The sequence below is a fragment of the Bradyrhizobium sp. USDA 241 genome, assembly GCF_049739505.1.
Taxonomy (GTDB): Bacteria; Pseudomonadota; Alphaproteobacteria; order Rhizobiales; family Xanthobacteraceae; genus Bradyrhizobium; species Bradyrhizobium liaoningense.
Genome location: NZ_JBMGPZ010000005.1, coordinates 1,496,421 through 1,511,053, shown reverse-complemented (window position 1 = coordinate 1,511,053; position 14,633 = coordinate 1,496,421). Strand labels below are relative to the sequence as shown.

Annotated in this window: 13 protein-coding genes; 5 read left to right on the top strand and 8 right to left on the bottom strand. The window is 61.0% G+C overall.

Annotation, left to right across the window (positions count from 1 at the left end; all coding sequences use genetic code 11):
• Positions 1-60: 60 nt before the first annotated feature.
• Positions 61-975, top strand: a complete 915-nt coding sequence (locus ABIF91_RS29040) for a LysR family transcriptional regulator (RefSeq protein ID WP_028181109.1) — start codon at positions 61-63, stop codon at positions 973-975.
• A 189-nt stretch (positions 976-1,164) separates the two neighbouring features.
• Here ABIF91_RS29040 and ABIF91_RS29035 read toward each other — a convergent pair whose 3' ends face one another.
• Positions 1,165-2,289, bottom strand: coding sequence for a mandelate racemase/muconate lactonizing enzyme family protein (locus ABIF91_RS29035; protein ID WP_028181110.1), 1,125 nt, complete (start codon positions 2,287-2,289; stop codon positions 1,165-1,167).
• 39 nt (positions 2,290-2,328) lie between these two features.
• Entirely contained in the window at positions 2,329-2,820 is a 492-nt protein-coding gene (locus tag ABIF91_RS29030) for a hypothetical protein (protein ID WP_245285522.1), read from the bottom strand.
• Positions 2,821-2,939: 119 nt separating this feature from the next.
• Between ABIF91_RS29030 and ABIF91_RS29025 the strand changes: the two genes are divergently transcribed.
• A protein-coding gene (locus ABIF91_RS29025) for an IS3-like element ISRj2 family transposase (RefSeq protein ID WP_129557670.1) occupies positions 2,940-4,069 on the top strand; the annotation gives its coding sequence in 2 pieces (ribosomal slippage) (positions 2,940-3,192 and positions 3,192-4,069; 1,131 coding nt in all).
• Between the two features lie 583 nt (positions 4,070-4,652).
• Here the strand turns inward: ABIF91_RS29025 and ABIF91_RS29020 are convergent.
• The 6 genes from ABIF91_RS29020 to ABIF91_RS28995 form a co-directional block, all read right to left on the bottom strand.
• Positions 4,653-6,662, bottom strand: coding sequence for a xanthine dehydrogenase family protein molybdopterin-binding subunit (locus ABIF91_RS29020; protein ID WP_245285547.1), 2,010 nt, complete (start codon positions 6,660-6,662; stop codon positions 4,653-4,655).
• Between the two features lie 175 nt (positions 6,663-6,837).
• Positions 6,838-7,281: a (2Fe-2S)-binding protein gene (locus ABIF91_RS29015; RefSeq protein WP_035677134.1), complete on the bottom strand. Its 444-nt coding sequence runs from the start codon at positions 7,279-7,281 to the stop codon at positions 6,838-6,840.
• Between the two features lie 376 nt (positions 7,282-7,657).
• Positions 7,658-7,933 (bottom strand): hypothetical protein, encoded by a 276-nt coding sequence (locus ABIF91_RS29010; RefSeq protein WP_155252079.1) that lies wholly within the window; start codon positions 7,931-7,933, stop codon positions 7,658-7,660.
• A 68-nt stretch (positions 7,934-8,001) separates the two neighbouring features.
• Positions 8,002-9,033: a DUF3108 domain-containing protein gene (locus ABIF91_RS29005; protein WP_424579535.1), complete on the bottom strand. Its 1,032-nt coding sequence runs from the start codon at positions 9,031-9,033 to the stop codon at positions 8,002-8,004.
• 16 nt (positions 9,034-9,049) lie between these two features.
• Positions 9,050-9,439, bottom strand: coding sequence for an SRPBCC family protein (locus ABIF91_RS29000; RefSeq protein ID WP_028181682.1), 390 nt, complete (start codon positions 9,437-9,439; stop codon positions 9,050-9,052).
• A 451-nt stretch (positions 9,440-9,890) separates the two neighbouring features.
• On the bottom strand, positions 9,891-10,805 hold the full coding sequence (locus tag ABIF91_RS28995) for an oxidoreductase (protein ID WP_028181680.1): 915 nt from the start codon (positions 10,803-10,805) through the stop codon (positions 9,891-9,893).
• A gap of 402 nt (positions 10,806-11,207) precedes the next feature.
• Between ABIF91_RS28995 and ABIF91_RS28990 the strand changes: the two genes are divergently transcribed.
• The 3 genes from ABIF91_RS28990 (at position 11,208) to ABIF91_RS28980 (ending at position 13,764) form a co-directional block, all read left to right on the top strand.
• On the top strand, positions 11,208-11,816 hold the full coding sequence (locus ABIF91_RS28990; RefSeq protein WP_424579534.1) for a TetR/AcrR family transcriptional regulator: 609 nt from the start codon (positions 11,208-11,210) through the stop codon (positions 11,814-11,816).
• A 128-nt stretch (positions 11,817-11,944) separates the two neighbouring features.
• A complete protein-coding gene (locus ABIF91_RS28985; RefSeq protein WP_028181678.1) occupies positions 11,945-12,316 on the top strand; it encodes a hypothetical protein in 372 nt (123 codons plus the stop codon).
• A gap of 104 nt (positions 12,317-12,420) precedes the next feature.
• The gene (locus tag ABIF91_RS28980) at positions 12,421-13,764 is read left to right on the top strand and encodes an IS1380-like element ISBdi2 family transposase (RefSeq protein ID WP_424579533.1); all 1,344 of its coding nucleotides are present in this window, start codon (positions 12,421-12,423) and stop codon (positions 13,762-13,764) included.
• Positions 13,765-14,633: the final 869 nt, after the last annotated feature.

The following is a 14,633-nucleotide window of genomic DNA, read 5'->3' as shown; positions in this document are numbered from 1 at the left end:
ATTCTTTTAATATTATCATCAGGTTTCCTGATAATCGATCCGTTCGAGCGAGGATATGTGATGCGGCCCGCCATTCTCTCCACTCTTAGCCTGCGCCAGATGCGCGCCTTTGCCGCGGTCGCTCGAGCCGGCAGCTTCACGGCGGCGGCGCGACAGATCAACCTGACGCAGTCGGCAGTCAGCATGCTGGTTCAGCAACTCGAGGAGACCCTCGGGCTGAAACTGTTCGACCGCGGCGCGGTCGTGTTGTTGACGGCGGCCGGCCAGCAATTGCTCCCCCTGGCGCGCCGCATCCTGGATGACGTGCAACAGATCGCAGAGGGCGCTTCGGACCTTCGCTCCCTTCGCACCGGCCTGTTGCGCGTGGTGGCGCCGCAGATGCTGGCATGCACATGGGTGGCGGCTGTGCTGGGCGAGTTCGAGCAAGCCCATCCGGATGTCGGCCTGCGCGTGATCGACGCGATGGCGGACGAGGTGGTGAGCACGGTGCGCCGGGGCGAGGCGGAACTGGGCGTTGGCCCAGAGCGAGCCACCGGCGAGGATGTCACCAGCACATTCCTGATGGATGTGCCGATCCGAGTGGTCTGCTCAGCGCAGCACTCGCTGGCGCAGCAACGCGCCGTCTCATGGAAAAAACTGCGCGACGAGCGCTGGGTCATTTATTCCAGTGAGTTCAACCGGCACCTGGAGAGCCTGCTGCATGCGCACGATAGCTCGCTCTCCATGCAGACCGCCGTCGAGGTCAAATATCTGACCACCGCTTTGGCGTTGGTGGGCGTCGGTACCGGCCTGGCGGCCGTTCCCGACTACGGACGGCTGTTCGCGCCGAATTTCGACGTGCGTTTCATCAAGCTGCGCGCTCCGGAAATCCGCCGCCGCTACTATATATATCAACGACGCGGGCTCGTGCTCTCACCGCCTGCGGAGGCGTTCGCCAAGCTGCTGCGCCAACGCGCGGCACGCAGCGGTGGGTGAATCCGTGCACACGAACTTGCGAGCGCACGGCTCCCGGCGTGGCCATGGAAGTCTGACGTCTGACGAGCGCATGATCGGCCCGCCGTGTCGCCGAGCCACTTTTCTCCTGACGATCCGACAGGCCATGCGCGCCTGGCACCTGCCGGAAGTGCCGGCAGCAGACGCCAATGATGACGAACGGTCGCCGGCTTAGATGCTGCGATAGCGCTCGATGCGTGAGAGCTCGGGCGCTATTCCGAGCCCCGGTTCTTGATCCAATTCAACCGTGCCCTCCCTCACGTTAAGAACCGGGCCGCAATAGAGATCGCGCAACGGGTTGTCGTTGACATCAACCTCCAGCCAGCCATGCCCGCCGATGCCGGCGAGGAGATGCGCGGACGCAAGCAAGCCCAGGCCTCCGCCGAGATAGTGCGGACAGAACGTTTTGCCCGCCTTCAGAATGTCGCGGGCCAGTGGACTGCACACGCTCAGCCCGCCCCATTTCGCAATATCGGGCTGAACCACACCGAGCACGTCGTCGGCGAGGACCTCCTTGAAGTCCTCGACACTCGAAATGTTTTCGCCGGCGGCAATCGGCATCTTCGCTGCGGCGTGCAGCCTGCGCCATTCCGCGCGCGGGCGATCGGCCCGAATCGGCTCTTCCAGCCAGCGTAGATCGAACTGGGCAAGCCGCGGCAGCATCTCCATCGCCTGCCTGACTGACCAGCCCTGATTTGCATCGGTGGCAAGCATGCCGGCGCCGAGGATCCCACGCAGCGCGGCCAAATTGGCAATATCGGTTTCGGCGCCGAACCCGACCTTCAGCTTCAGCGCGCAATGGCCGCGCTTGAGCGCGGCTTCCGCCGTCTGCGCCGCACCGGCGGGATTGATGCCGCTGGCGTAGACCTTGATCTTGCCGGACTGTCCGCCGAGCAACCGCCATAGCGGCACCCGCCGACGCCGTGCGCAGATATCCCACAGCGCAAGATCGATGCCCGAAATCGCCTGCGCAAACGGACCGGGCTCGCCGCATTGAATCACCAGCACCTCGATGGCCTTGGTCAGGGTCTCGAAAGCCTGAGTGGGACCATCGAATTTGCGCCCGATGAGCGCGGGCGCAAGCACCTCGTTGATGAGCCGGGCGCGATGCTCCGCGCCTGGCGCTGGAAAGTTGCACCAGGCTTCACCCCATCCCTCGACGCCGTCTTCGTCGACTGCGCGAACGAAGACGGCGGGACGGTTGAGCATCTTGCCGAAAGAGGTCACCACCGGCACTGCCAGCGGATAGCGATAGCAGAACGCCTCGATCGAACGGATGGTGAAGCTGTCAGTCATGTTGCAATTCCTGCAAGACCACGCCGGACCGCTACCATCCTAGTAGGCGCGTGCGAAGTCACCTTCCAGCTTGATATCGGTAAAGAGCGGGAAGCGCGGCTTCCAGCGCGTGCCCTTGGCCGTGGTCAGCTCGCTGAGCCGTTCGAGCACGTGGAGACCATCCTTGCTCAGGCTCGCCGAGACTGCCGCGCGGTCCGGGAAGTTCTTGAGGACGGCATCGAGCCAGATGGTCCGGCCCGCCAGGAAGCCGCTTGCGCCTGCGGCATAGGAATAGTCGAGCACGCGCTCGAACTTCTCCGGCGCGGCGCCGCCCGAGAGCAGCACCCAGGGAATGTCGCGCGCGCGGCAGATATCGCCGATCGCATCGAACTCCTTCTGCGCGGCTTTCGCCTCGGCGCTGCCGTCACGTGCCGGCAGGCTGTTGGCCGCAAGCGGGCTCTCCAGCTTGAGGAGATCGACGCCGTATTCGGGCTTCGCAAACTCGCGCACGCTGTCGATGACGAGGCCCGGCAGCTTGCCCGGCGATTCCACGTAATCGGCAGTGTGATTGGCGCTGCCGAGGAGAGCTGGCCCCGCAAATTCGGACAGTAGCTTGAGTGGATTTTCTGCCTGACAGCGGCGAGGATTCTTGCTGCGAATCAGGAGCGAAGATGACGAAGAAGAGCCGCCGGACGCATTCTCCGGCATTCAAGGCGAAGGTTGCTTTGGCTGCGGTCAAAGGCGACAAGACACTGGCGGAGCTGGCGCAACTGTTTGATGTTCATCCGAACCAGATCACGATCTGGAAAAACCAGCTCCTGGAAGGCGCCGCCGGCGTGTTTGGGCATGACAAGACATCGGCCGAGACGCCGGTCGATTTGAAGGCGTTACATGCCAAGATCGGCGAGCTGGCGTTGGAAAACGATTTTTTGTCCGGCGCGCTCACCAAGGCGGGCCTGCTGAGCGCAAAGCGATGATCGACCGCGATCATGATCTTTCTATCGTGCGCCAGGCGAAGGTCCTGAAGCTGGCTCGCAGCACGGTCTACTATGAACCTCGGCCAGTTTCGGCCGAGGACCTTGCCTTGATGCGTCGGCTCGATGAGCTGCATCTCGATTATCCCTTCGCGGGAGCGCGTATGCTGCGATCGTTGCTGCGGCGGGAGGGCGTATACGCCGGTCGCCGCCACATCGCGACGCTGATGAAGCGCATGGGGATCGAGGCGGTCTATCGTCGCCCGAACACGAGCAAGCCGGCTCCGGGTCACAAGATCTACCCGTACCTGTTGCGCGGATTGAAGATCGAGCGGCCCGACCATGCGTGGGCAATGGACATCACCTACATTCCGATGCGGCGTGGCTTCGTCTATCTCGCGGCGGTCGTCGATGTGTTCAGCCGACGGGTCCTGGCCCATCGCGTCTCGATCACAATGGAGGCGGCCTTCTGCGTCGAAGCGGTCCAGGAGGCGTTGGCGAAGCACGGCAGGCCCGAGATTTTCAACACGGATCAGGGCAGCCAGTTCACCAGCCTCGAGTTCACCGATGTGCTGCTGGACGCGAAGATCGCCATCAGCATGGACGGCAAGGGCGCCTGGCGCGACAACGTGTTTGTCGAGCGGCTCTGGCGCACGGTCAAATACGAAGAAGTATATCTCCGCGCCTACGACAGCGTGTCCGAGGCGCGAGCGTCAATTGCCAAGTATCTGGCCTTCTACAATCAGGGACGCCCTCACTCGAGCCTTGACGGGCGCACGCCCGACGAGGCTTACTTCGGCACGCAAGCTATGGTGATGGCCGCATGACCGTCGCCGACGGTTTTGTCGTCGCTCTGGTCGGGCTACGCCCTCCCGACGCAACGACAAAACCGTAAAGCCCCGCGTTCAGCATAACCCGGCAGGAATCCACTTAAATCCAGCGGGGCGCTGTCCAAACAACCGGGGCCAGCTCTCTACTCGGACTTTACCGGGTCAACTGCGGCACAAGGCTATCATTGATAGGTTCAAAATCGGGAAGGCCTCACCGATTCTGAGCCGAGTCACGCCTGGCTACGTCGACTCATCTTGAAAGCGGCTCGATCGGACGCGTCGCACTGCCCCACTGGCTGAGGCTGATCGGTCCGTCGAGAGGAGATCTGCTCGCCGTCAAATCGGGTTGCCTCTTGCGGCCTTCAGCGTCGCCCAACGACCCATGGCGCGCGCATCCGCGATCACTCCGAACAGAAGCCAAGCTGTTTCGTCCAACGATCCCCCGTTCAGATAACGAAGAACGGTTCAGTAAACGAAGACTGCGCCGACCGCGAGCAAAGCGGCCACGAGGGTCAGACGAATGCCGAAGTCGAAGGCGGCGATCCATCGCATCAGGGGCCTCCAAAGCTGCCGCGCCAAATCATATGACGAACGGGAGACTGCTGGTCGGTCGCCCGGTCAGACTCAAAAGAGCATTTGCTACGGCGGGAGCGATCGGCGGGACACCCGGCTCGCCTATGCCTGTGGGAGTTTTCTTCGATGGCACGATATGGGTTTCTACAGCGGGCGCTTCGTCCATACGGAGGACCCTGTAGACGTCGAAGTTCGTTTCTTGCGGAATGCCATGATCAAGCGTAATTCGTCCATAAAGAGCCGCACCAAGTCCGAAGCAAACTCCACCCTCGATCTGTGCGGCGATCTGATTCGGCGCGATTGCGATGCCGCAATCGACCGCACACACCACCCGGCGTACCCTGAGATTTCCTCCCAGCACCGAGACTTCGGCAACCTGGGCCACGACCGTGCCAAAGCATTCGTGGATGGCGAGCCCCCGCGCCCATCCAGCGTCCAATGGACTGCCCCACCCTGCCTTCTTGCAGACAAGATCCAGGACGGCCAGCTTGCGGACATCATCTACTTTCGTAAAGATAGCGCGGCGATACTCGGCCGGATCCCGCTTCGCGCGTCGCGCCAGTAGATCGACCGTGTGTTCCATGACCATCGCCGACTGCGAATTTCCGACGGATCGCCATAGGCCAGGGGGCACAGCGAGCTTCGGGGTGAAAATCTTGGCGTCCACCACGCTGGCCACAGACAGATAGGGTGAATTCTTCACACCGTGTGTGGGGAGCTCGTTAGCGCCGAAAGGAACGATTGCTTGCGACACGATGTTGTGGCGCCAGGCGGTCGGCAGCCCACCTTCGTCGCATTTGATGGAAACCTTGTGATGAGCCATCGGCCGGTAGTATCCGCTGCTCATATCGTCTTCGCGTGTCCAGACGAGCTTGACAGGCCGACCGCCGCCGACGTGACGGGCGATGTTGACGCATTCGACAATGTAGTCGGACGTCAACGTGCCGCGACGTCCAAATGATCCACCCGCCGGCAACGTCTCGATCTCTACCATGTCCGGAAGCGTGATCGCAGCCAAGGCGCAGTTTATCTGGTCCACCGTCTGGATCTGCGCGGCGAAAGTAAGCTTCACTCGGCGTCCGTCAACCGAAGCAACGCAGTTCATCGGCTCCATGGGGGCATTTGCGAGGTAGGGAAAATCGAATGACGCTTCGAACAGCTCCCCGTCGAAGGCATCGTCGACCTTGCCTTTTGTCTGGAACGTCGACCCGGTTACATCGGTCTTTCCTTTCGCGATTTCACGATAGAGCGCTCGCAGCTCATCGGAAGATCGTGTCTCGGCCTTTGCATCGTCCCAATTGATCTTGAGTGCGTCGCGCCCGAGACGGGCGGACCATGTATCCTTGGCAACTACGGCAACGCCGCTCGCGATCTCGAAGACGTCCACAACGCCAGGCACCTTTCGCGCCGCACCCATGTCGAGGCTGCCGAGCTTGCCGCCGAAATGAGAAGGATGGGCGACCATCGCCACAAGCATGCCCGGAAGCCGGACATCCTGCGTATACAGCTCGGTGCCATTGCTCTTGGATTGACTATCCTTGCGGCGCACGATCTCCGTGCCGATCAGCTTGTAGTCCTTCGGATCCTTGAGCTTGGGATGCTCGGGTGGCGCGATCTTCGCAGCGTCAGCAAGCAGATCGACGAACGTCGCGCTGCGCTGGGAAGCCAAGTGATAGACGACGCCGTTCCGTACGCCGATCGAGTCGACTGGCAGACTCCATTTCCGAGCAGCTGCCTGGACGAACATCGTCCGCGCTGCAGCGCCGGCCTGGCGAACCTGGTCCCAAGAGCCCGCGATCGCATGCGAGGCGCCGGTGCCCTGAATCCCCATCGTCACGTCCCGATATACGGCAGCATTGGCGGGAGCGCTCTCAAATCTCACCATCTCCCAATCGGCGTCCAACTCCTCAGCGACGATTGCGGCCAAGCCAGCATGGGTACCTTGGCCCATCTCCTGGTATCGGTTGACGACTGTAACCCAGCCAGCTTCGTCGATCTTTATGAACGGCCCGAACACGCCTGGACTCGCATCTGCAGCACCAACACTCAGCGCGCCGGCGGCGATGGCCCCAAAGTTCGTCGCCGCATGCCAACTACCAAAGCTCCGCCCAGCAAGCTGCCACTCAGGACCAGGCGACGGCGGGTGAGGACCGGCGACGGTTGCGCTCCCTCTCCGAACTTCCGCTCCGACATCACGCCACTCCCGCCGCATCTTTGATTGCCGCTTTGATGCGCCGGTAGGTCCCACAACGGCATATGTTGCCGCTCATGGCAGCATCGATATCGGCATCCGTAGGCTTCGGCTTTTCATCGAGAAGCGCCGCCGCTTGCATGATCTGCCCGGACTGACAATAGCCGCATTGCGGAACGTCGTGCTTGACCCAGGCGACGAGCAATCGATGCCCAGCGCTCACGCCTTCGATCGTCGTGATCTTCATGCCTTGCGCCTCAGCCGCAAGCACGGAGCACGAACGCGCAGCTTTGCCGTTCAAGTGTACGGTGCACGCCCCGCATTGAGCGATTCCGCAGCCGAACTTCGTGCCGCTCAAATTCAGATGGTCTCTAAGAACCCAGAGGAGCGGCATATTCGGATCGCCATCGAAATCCCGATCCTCGCCATTGACGTTAAGCTTCATCGACGAGCCCTTAATTGCACTTGATGCGAACTTCTATCGCACTCAGTGTAATTTCAAGTCCGTCTGCAGAATGATTTGTTGCGGCCATTTGTCCCGTCCAACGAACAACCAGCAGCTCCATAGACGACTGACGGTCGAGCGCAGACCGACCAAGAGTTACGCCATGTTGCGCGAAATCCGTCGTTGTCGCGGCATCGCTGACGTTTGCACCGCCCATTTCACGTACACGCAATCAATCCGCGGGAAGCAGCCTCGATGGGCTCCAGCCGGTACTGGCAGATGATAGGGGTTTTCGGACCGCCCCTTTCACACGCGCGATTGAGACCGTTGCCTTGTCTTCGCCCAGCGCCGGGTTCCGAGGAGCGGTCCTTCGAGTTCAGAATTTGGTTTCTATCGAACTGAATATCGCACGCGTTACTTCCGTGATCGACCTTTCCCCTCCTTCCTGAGACCAGATGTCCGTCGACAAACGGACGACGCCGATCGCGATCATGGCAAGCATGCGCAGGCCCAACTCATCGTTCGGATCGGGCCACCGCTCCCTCAGACCTGAATGGACGGCGAAGTGGATACATCGACCCATCGGCAAGCGTCCCCAGGTCCCCCTCAGGCAAGTGTCTTCACGTGCCACGATGTCGGAATGGGTTTCCATCGTCTTCTCCAAATGTGAGGTCGTGTGCGAGAAACTCCCCTGCCCCGGCAGCTCTAGACGCCGCCGCTTCACCGAGACGCGGCAGACCTTGCAGAGTCAGCGCTGAATGCCGTCAAGAGAACGCTTACGGCTCCAAGCCGCGTCTGCGCCTGGATGGAGACCGGAATGTAGAGATCCATCATGCTGGTTCGGCCGAATGTTATCGTGATCTGATCGACGTTGGAGTTCGGAGACGAACTTCGCGCCCTGTCTCCTTCGCCAATCCGCCCAGCCACAGGTTTGAAGACTGCTCGGCAGATGGTCGTGCTTCCGCCAAGACCTTTTTGTGCGGTCGTCCCTGTCCCTTGGTGCTCGAACTTGACGTCATATCGTCTCAGACCGTCAAAGATCGATAACGCCCGATCGCATACTCCTCCCTGTGCTCTTCCTTCGATCTTGGCGGCTCCCATTAGGAGGGCGCTCAAGGGATCGGCAATTGCCACGAGATGCTTCGGTTCAATCGGAGTTTGATTCGAATCCAGGGCCAGTGGCGGATCGACCACCATAGTCTTGACGACGCCGTCGGTCATGCCGAGCTTCACTTTCTGCCGGCTTGAACCGCTTCGATGATCGAGATCGAACTCGGTCGGGACGAAGTGCCCTGCCTTGTGAGTGCCGTTGGAGGACGCCATACCTGCAGAATTGCTCAAGAGCCGCATCGCTCCGGAGACCTGATAATCGACTTGCGCAGCGTAGGTACTGCCGCGGAGCGCCACATGCAAAGTCACATTAGCCAACGGCACCCCGGCGAACGATACGGCATAGGAAGCACGCACGTCTCCTTCGGCGGCGCTCGCGCTTGGGGCACCGAACGCGGCCAACCACATCCCGAAGACGAATACCGAGCGCCCGCTCCTGGAGATCAGATGACAGCTCTTACGTTTCACCGGAAGCGCGGTGTTCGGCACCTCGCCCAGAACGGCATGAGCTCGAGTGACCACCCCCGAGCGAGAGCCAGGCCCGCTGCCGTCGTTCGAAGATGTGAGGGCAATCGAAAGGCGTGCACGCACGATAGTGATGGGACGGACTTCCGAATGTCTACTTCCCTGGTCGATGCTCAAGCTCACCTACTCCCACTCAGGACGACCGCGCGCTGCGTTTTGGAGCGAGGTCCGTCACCGCCTTGTCTCGCATTGCTTGCAGGCCGACCTCCATAAACTTCCGAAAGTCGTTCTGGACGTAGGGCCGGATGAGATACCCGTCCGGCCAGATCTTGGGCCGGAACGAATAAGTCCAGCGCACGCGGGTAGCCTGGCCATTACCCATGAACTCCAGCTCGCTCACCGCATATCTGATGTAGCGTCCGGTACGGTTGGTAAGATTCCATATCTGGTATTGCAGAAGCTGTGGTTTGCGATCCGTAATCTCTTCCAGCGCAGTGTTGTTGTCCGAGAATACGACTCGCCGACGGTCGCCTGGCTTGCTCCAGGCTCCGCTCAGCGACTCGGTGCTTACGACGCCCGGCACACTGTCCGTTCCGTTAGAAACGAGCCGAATGCGGCGCCGCGGTCAGCGAACCAGGTCGTTACGGAAGCCAAAGGTGCCTGGATCTCGGTCTCGACGCTGATCTTCTCGAAGTCCGCACTGAGCTCCAGCTCCGGCCGAGCGACATCACCTGCGTGGTCGGCGCTCGACGTAGAGGGTACCGGATCGGCGCCGACCAAGGGTGTGCCGCACCCGCTCAGAACGAGCGAGACGACGGCGCAAATCGAGAAAGCGTTCGGTCTGACCATCGCACAGAGCCTTTTCACCATGTGCGGGCGAGCCCGCCGAGAGACTGCCAAGAGCATTCTGCCCGTCAGGGGCCCAATAGGGCCGTGGCCGGCTTGCGCTCCGCTGCGGAAGACGCTGTCATCGTCAACGGTGAGAGCGCCGGCGTTACAGACCGCTCTTCCGTTACGCTTGATCGTCGAACAGCTCATGAAAAACGAACGCCGGTGAGCTTTTCGGAAACCTCCCAGAGTCGAGCGGACGCGGCCGCATCTTTGGCTTGCTTGGGTACGCGCGCGGCAGCCGGCGCACCGCGGGTCTCGCCCAACCTGTCCGGGCCATAATAGCCTCCAGCTTCGGCAAGCGGAGACGTCGCTGCGAACAGCATCGGCAGCGCCCCTTGAGCCGGCGGTTGAAAGAGAAACCAAAGCAGCGAGCGGGCGAAGCCCTGCAAACTGCGAGGTCCGGCGCCGTTGGGTATCAACTCCGTGCGGGCAATGCCGGGGTGCGCGGCGAGGCTCTTGATCCTCCATCCAGAGGCTTCGCTTCTCCTCTGAAGCTCGAACGCGAACATGAGGCAGGCGAGTTTGGATTGACTGTAAACCGGCATGGGTCTGTATTCGCGCTCCGCCTGAAGATCGTCGAAGTCGATTACGCCGCTCCGGGCGGCTAGGCTCGAAACGTTGATGACTCGCGACTCTTTGCCGTTGCGCAAAAGCGGAAGGAGTTCCGCTGTCAGCGCAAAGTGGCTCAGATAGTTGGTCCCCAACTGCAGCTCGAAGCCGTCGCTCGTCACCTTCCGCATCGGCGGGGCCATTACGGCAGCATTGTTGATGAGCATATCGAGACTAGACCGTTGAGCTCGCATCCGGGCGCCGAAGTCCTTCACTGACCTCAGACTTGCGAGGTCGAGCTCTTCAAAGCGCACTTTGGCGTCGGGAAACGCCGTGCGGATCCGTGCAATGGCGCTCGCCCCCTTCTCCAAGCTACGGCCCGCGATGATGATTTCACAGCGGGCCCGGGCCAACGCCAATGCGTCTTCAAAGCCGATCCCCCCTGTTCCCGTGACGACGGCTGATCGCCCCAATTGAGAAGGAATATCCTTGATGGTCCATTCCGGCATGGTCTTCTCCGCAGTCCACTACGCTAGGGCGCAGGACCAATATTGCACTCAGTGTAATTTTACAAGAGCCTGACCAATCAAATTGAGGAAGGCCAGGAAGAAATCCGCGAACACGTATGACAACGCGGCATTCCTAACGAAGACCAACCGGCGAACAGCGCAACGCCTCCCGCAACAAAACTTACATCAAGTGTATTTTTTATCGCACTAAGTGCGATATTACAAGACTGTAGCGGGCACTGGCTGTGCGACCCCTGACCGCGGACGCCACCACCAGTCGAGCACCGTGATCGCATCGCAAGACAACCTAAGTCACGGCAGGCAAATCGCTTTTTCCTTGCACATTGTTTGCGCAGCGTGTAGTATATTGCACTGGGTGCGATTTTTTGGATGGGGCTTTCGTTGCCGGCAAAAGTAGTAGCGGACGACAAAGTTGCGGAGGAGGGTCTTCGCGAGCGCAAACGGCGTGAGACGCTGGCTCGGATCGCGGAAGCAGGCCTCAAGCTGTTCATGACGAATGGCTACGAAGAGACGACCCTCGAGGCGATCGCCGAGGCGGCAGGCATTTCGCGGAGGACGTTCTTTTATTACTTCAAGTCAAAAAAGGAAATCCTGCTTGCGTGGCAAAGCCACTTCACGCAGCTCATTAGAGCTGCGGTGATCGCCGAGCCTTCGGATCAATCTCCAATCGACACGGTCAAGAACGCCTTGCTGAAACTGACCGGCAACTACAATTCGGAGCAGAGCCTTGCCCTCGATCGGGTCATCCGCTCGAGCCCGGCGCTGATTTCCGCGAGCCACGCGAAGTATATCGCTCAGGAACAGGCGATATTCGAGGCCCTTTGCGTGAAATGGCCGCAGGCCAAGCGGCGGAAATCTCTTCGATACGTCGCCATGGTCGCCGTCGGAGCCCTTCGACTGGCGATCGAATCCTGGAGCAACGACAACGGCAGGCGACCGCCGGCAGCCTATCTCCGCGAATCCTTCGCTAACCTGCAGGGCATCCTTTGAACCGAAGAGCGACCCGTAAGAGGCTGGGCCCGCGGCGCCCTCTGATGGAGTACCAGTCGACGTATTGAGTACCAGTCGATGCGCGACGAAGCTGCCCGCCTTCAACATTCGGACTTCTCCAAGGTCTGATGGGCGTTCTCGGTACGCTCATAGGCGGGCGCTGGTTCGATCGCGCCGTGCGCTCCGGGAGCGGAAAGGTACTTGGGCCTCCCGCGATCCTCTTTCTTATCGCCAGCACGACGACGGCTGCAGCCCTGTTTGCGTCAATCGGTTGGCTCTCGATATTGCTGCTGGTGCCGAGCATGTTGTCCTTCGCATTTCTGCTGCCTTGGGGGTTCGGAGCTGCACATCTGGTGGCAGGAAAAGGGAAAGAGGCGATGGCTAGTAGCCTCGTTATGATCGGCTCGGGCCTTTTTGGCCCGGCAATCGGGCCGCTGATCGTCAGCTTGATCAGCGACGCCGCGACAAAGGCCCAGATGCCTAACCCGTCTTATTCGTAAGAGTGCGCCTGAGGGCTGGCGAGCGTGGTGTAAAGCGCTGATGCGGCGTAGGATTCGGTTGCGAAGCCACCCCATCACCTTCAACCGCGAACGCCACGCCCGCCATGACCGACGATACGATTCCGCCCTTCTCGTTTCCAGCCGTTCACGCCAAGAAAGTCACAGCTGCCTTCGATGGCGGTCGCCTGACCTCGAACGGGGGCGTGATGCTTCTGGCGATGGCCGAGCGGCGTCTCGGCTTGGCCGACAATCTGGCCCGGGTGTTCCCGGATCGGCGCGATCCGACGCGGGTCGTGCACAGCCTTGTCGATATGTTCCGCGCGCGCATGTTCGCGATCTGCTGCGGCTACGAGGACGCCGACGACCTCGATCATCTGCGGTCCGATCCCGCATTCAAGCTGGCCTGCGGACGGCTGCCGGACACGGGCCGCGATCTGTGTTCCCAGCCGACGCTGTCGCGGCTGGAGAATGCTCCGCGCCTGCGCGACGTGATCCGACTGACCTACATTTTGGTCGACGCATGGATGGATAGCTACCCGCGCGAGCCGGCATCCGTCACGCTCGACATCGATGATACCTGCGATGTCGTCCACGGCCATCAGCAGCTCTCGCTGTTCAACGCTCATTATGACGAACGCTGCTTCCTGCCGATCCACGTCTACGACACGGAGAAGAGCCGTCCCGTGGCGGTCGTGCTGAGGCCCGGCAAGACGCCGGGCGGCGTCGAGGTGCGTGCCCATCTGCGCCGCCTGGTACGGCATATCCGCACGCGGTGGCACAACACGCGAATTACGTTCCGTGGCGACGGGCACTATGCCCGGCCGGAGGCCATGGCGTGGTGCGAGACCAACGGCATCGACTACATCTTCGGTCTGTCCGGCACCAAGCCTCTCGCCAGAAAAGTCGACGAGGTCGCCGACGACATCCGCACCCGACGCGCCATCGAGAACCTGCCGGTTCTGCGTGGCTATACCGAGACGCGCCACAAGGCAAAGTCCTGGGATCGCGAACGGCGCACCGTCGCCCGTATTGAGGCGACGATGCTCGGCCTCGACATCCGTTTCGTCGTCACCAGCCTCGATGTCGGCTCGGCCGAGTGGATCTACGACAGCCTGTATTGCGCGCGCGGCCAAGCCGAGAATCTGATCAAGCTGCATAAGACGCAGCTCGCCTCCGACCGCACCAGCTGCCGTTCGGCGCTCGCCAACCAGGTCCGTCTCGTGCTCCATACGGCCGCTTATTGGCTGATGCTGACCGTGCGCGACGCCATTCCCAAAGTCCGGGAATTGGCCGCTGCCGAGTTCGCGACGCTGCGTCTTCGGCTCTTGAAAATCGCCGCCCGTGTCGTCGAGACCACGAGCCGCATTCGCCTTGCGTTTGCCGCGGCATGTCCCGAAGCCGACCTGATCTGCGGCTTGCCCGGCGCGCTGCTGCCGCTCGGTCCTTGACCGGCGGGGCGTCCGCCCCCGTTCGCCCAACCCATCCCTCAAGCGCGTTGCAAAGTACCGGTCGTCAGGCGGCGAAAAGCCGAAGGCAATCCTGTGCGCCTCGTCAGACAAGATGTGCGGCCGCATCAATCGGGCCCAAAAGCCGCACTCTCACGAATAGGACGGGCTAACGGGCTCGCGATTGGAATGCTGACTGTCCCAGTCGCCAGCGCCGTCACTGGCATCGTCCTGTTGATTGCAAATCGGCAGATCGCTGCTTCACTTCGGAGATCGTGACCAGACAATATGCGATGGCACTCTATTGTTGCCAGCACCACTCGGCAGGTTGGCCGTCGGCTATAGATCGAAACGCAAGAACGCGCTCCGTTGCTCCCAACGACGTATGCGACTTGGCGATATCGGATTGAGGTCGGGATTGCGCTCCTGGTGAGCGCGTATCTGCCCCGGCGACGACTCTGATCGAACCCGACAGATGCGCGCCGACTTGTAATCTCTCTTGCTCTGGCTCGTACCTCGGCCGCCTCAAGACATCCGTGATCGATAAGGTGCGATCGTACACTACGACCGGAATTCTTTGGCGCTGCTCGAAGGTGCTTTCTGGCGCGACAATTTCTCACGCTCTTCGCACGCCAACGCGGGCGGAAATCCACCTTTGCCCTTTGCAGGAATAGGCAAGAAAAATGCAAGTTCAGGCATTTTCCGCGTTCGCATTACCGCTCAATACTCAATCGTCGTGATCGCTCGGAAGTCGGCTTCTGGCAGCATGCAGCCATCACGTAAGGGGAATTGCGGCACTCTCGAGTGACGAATGCTCGCAAACAGTCGACGCAATCACCATGAAACGACCTGCCATCAGCAAAATACCGTGA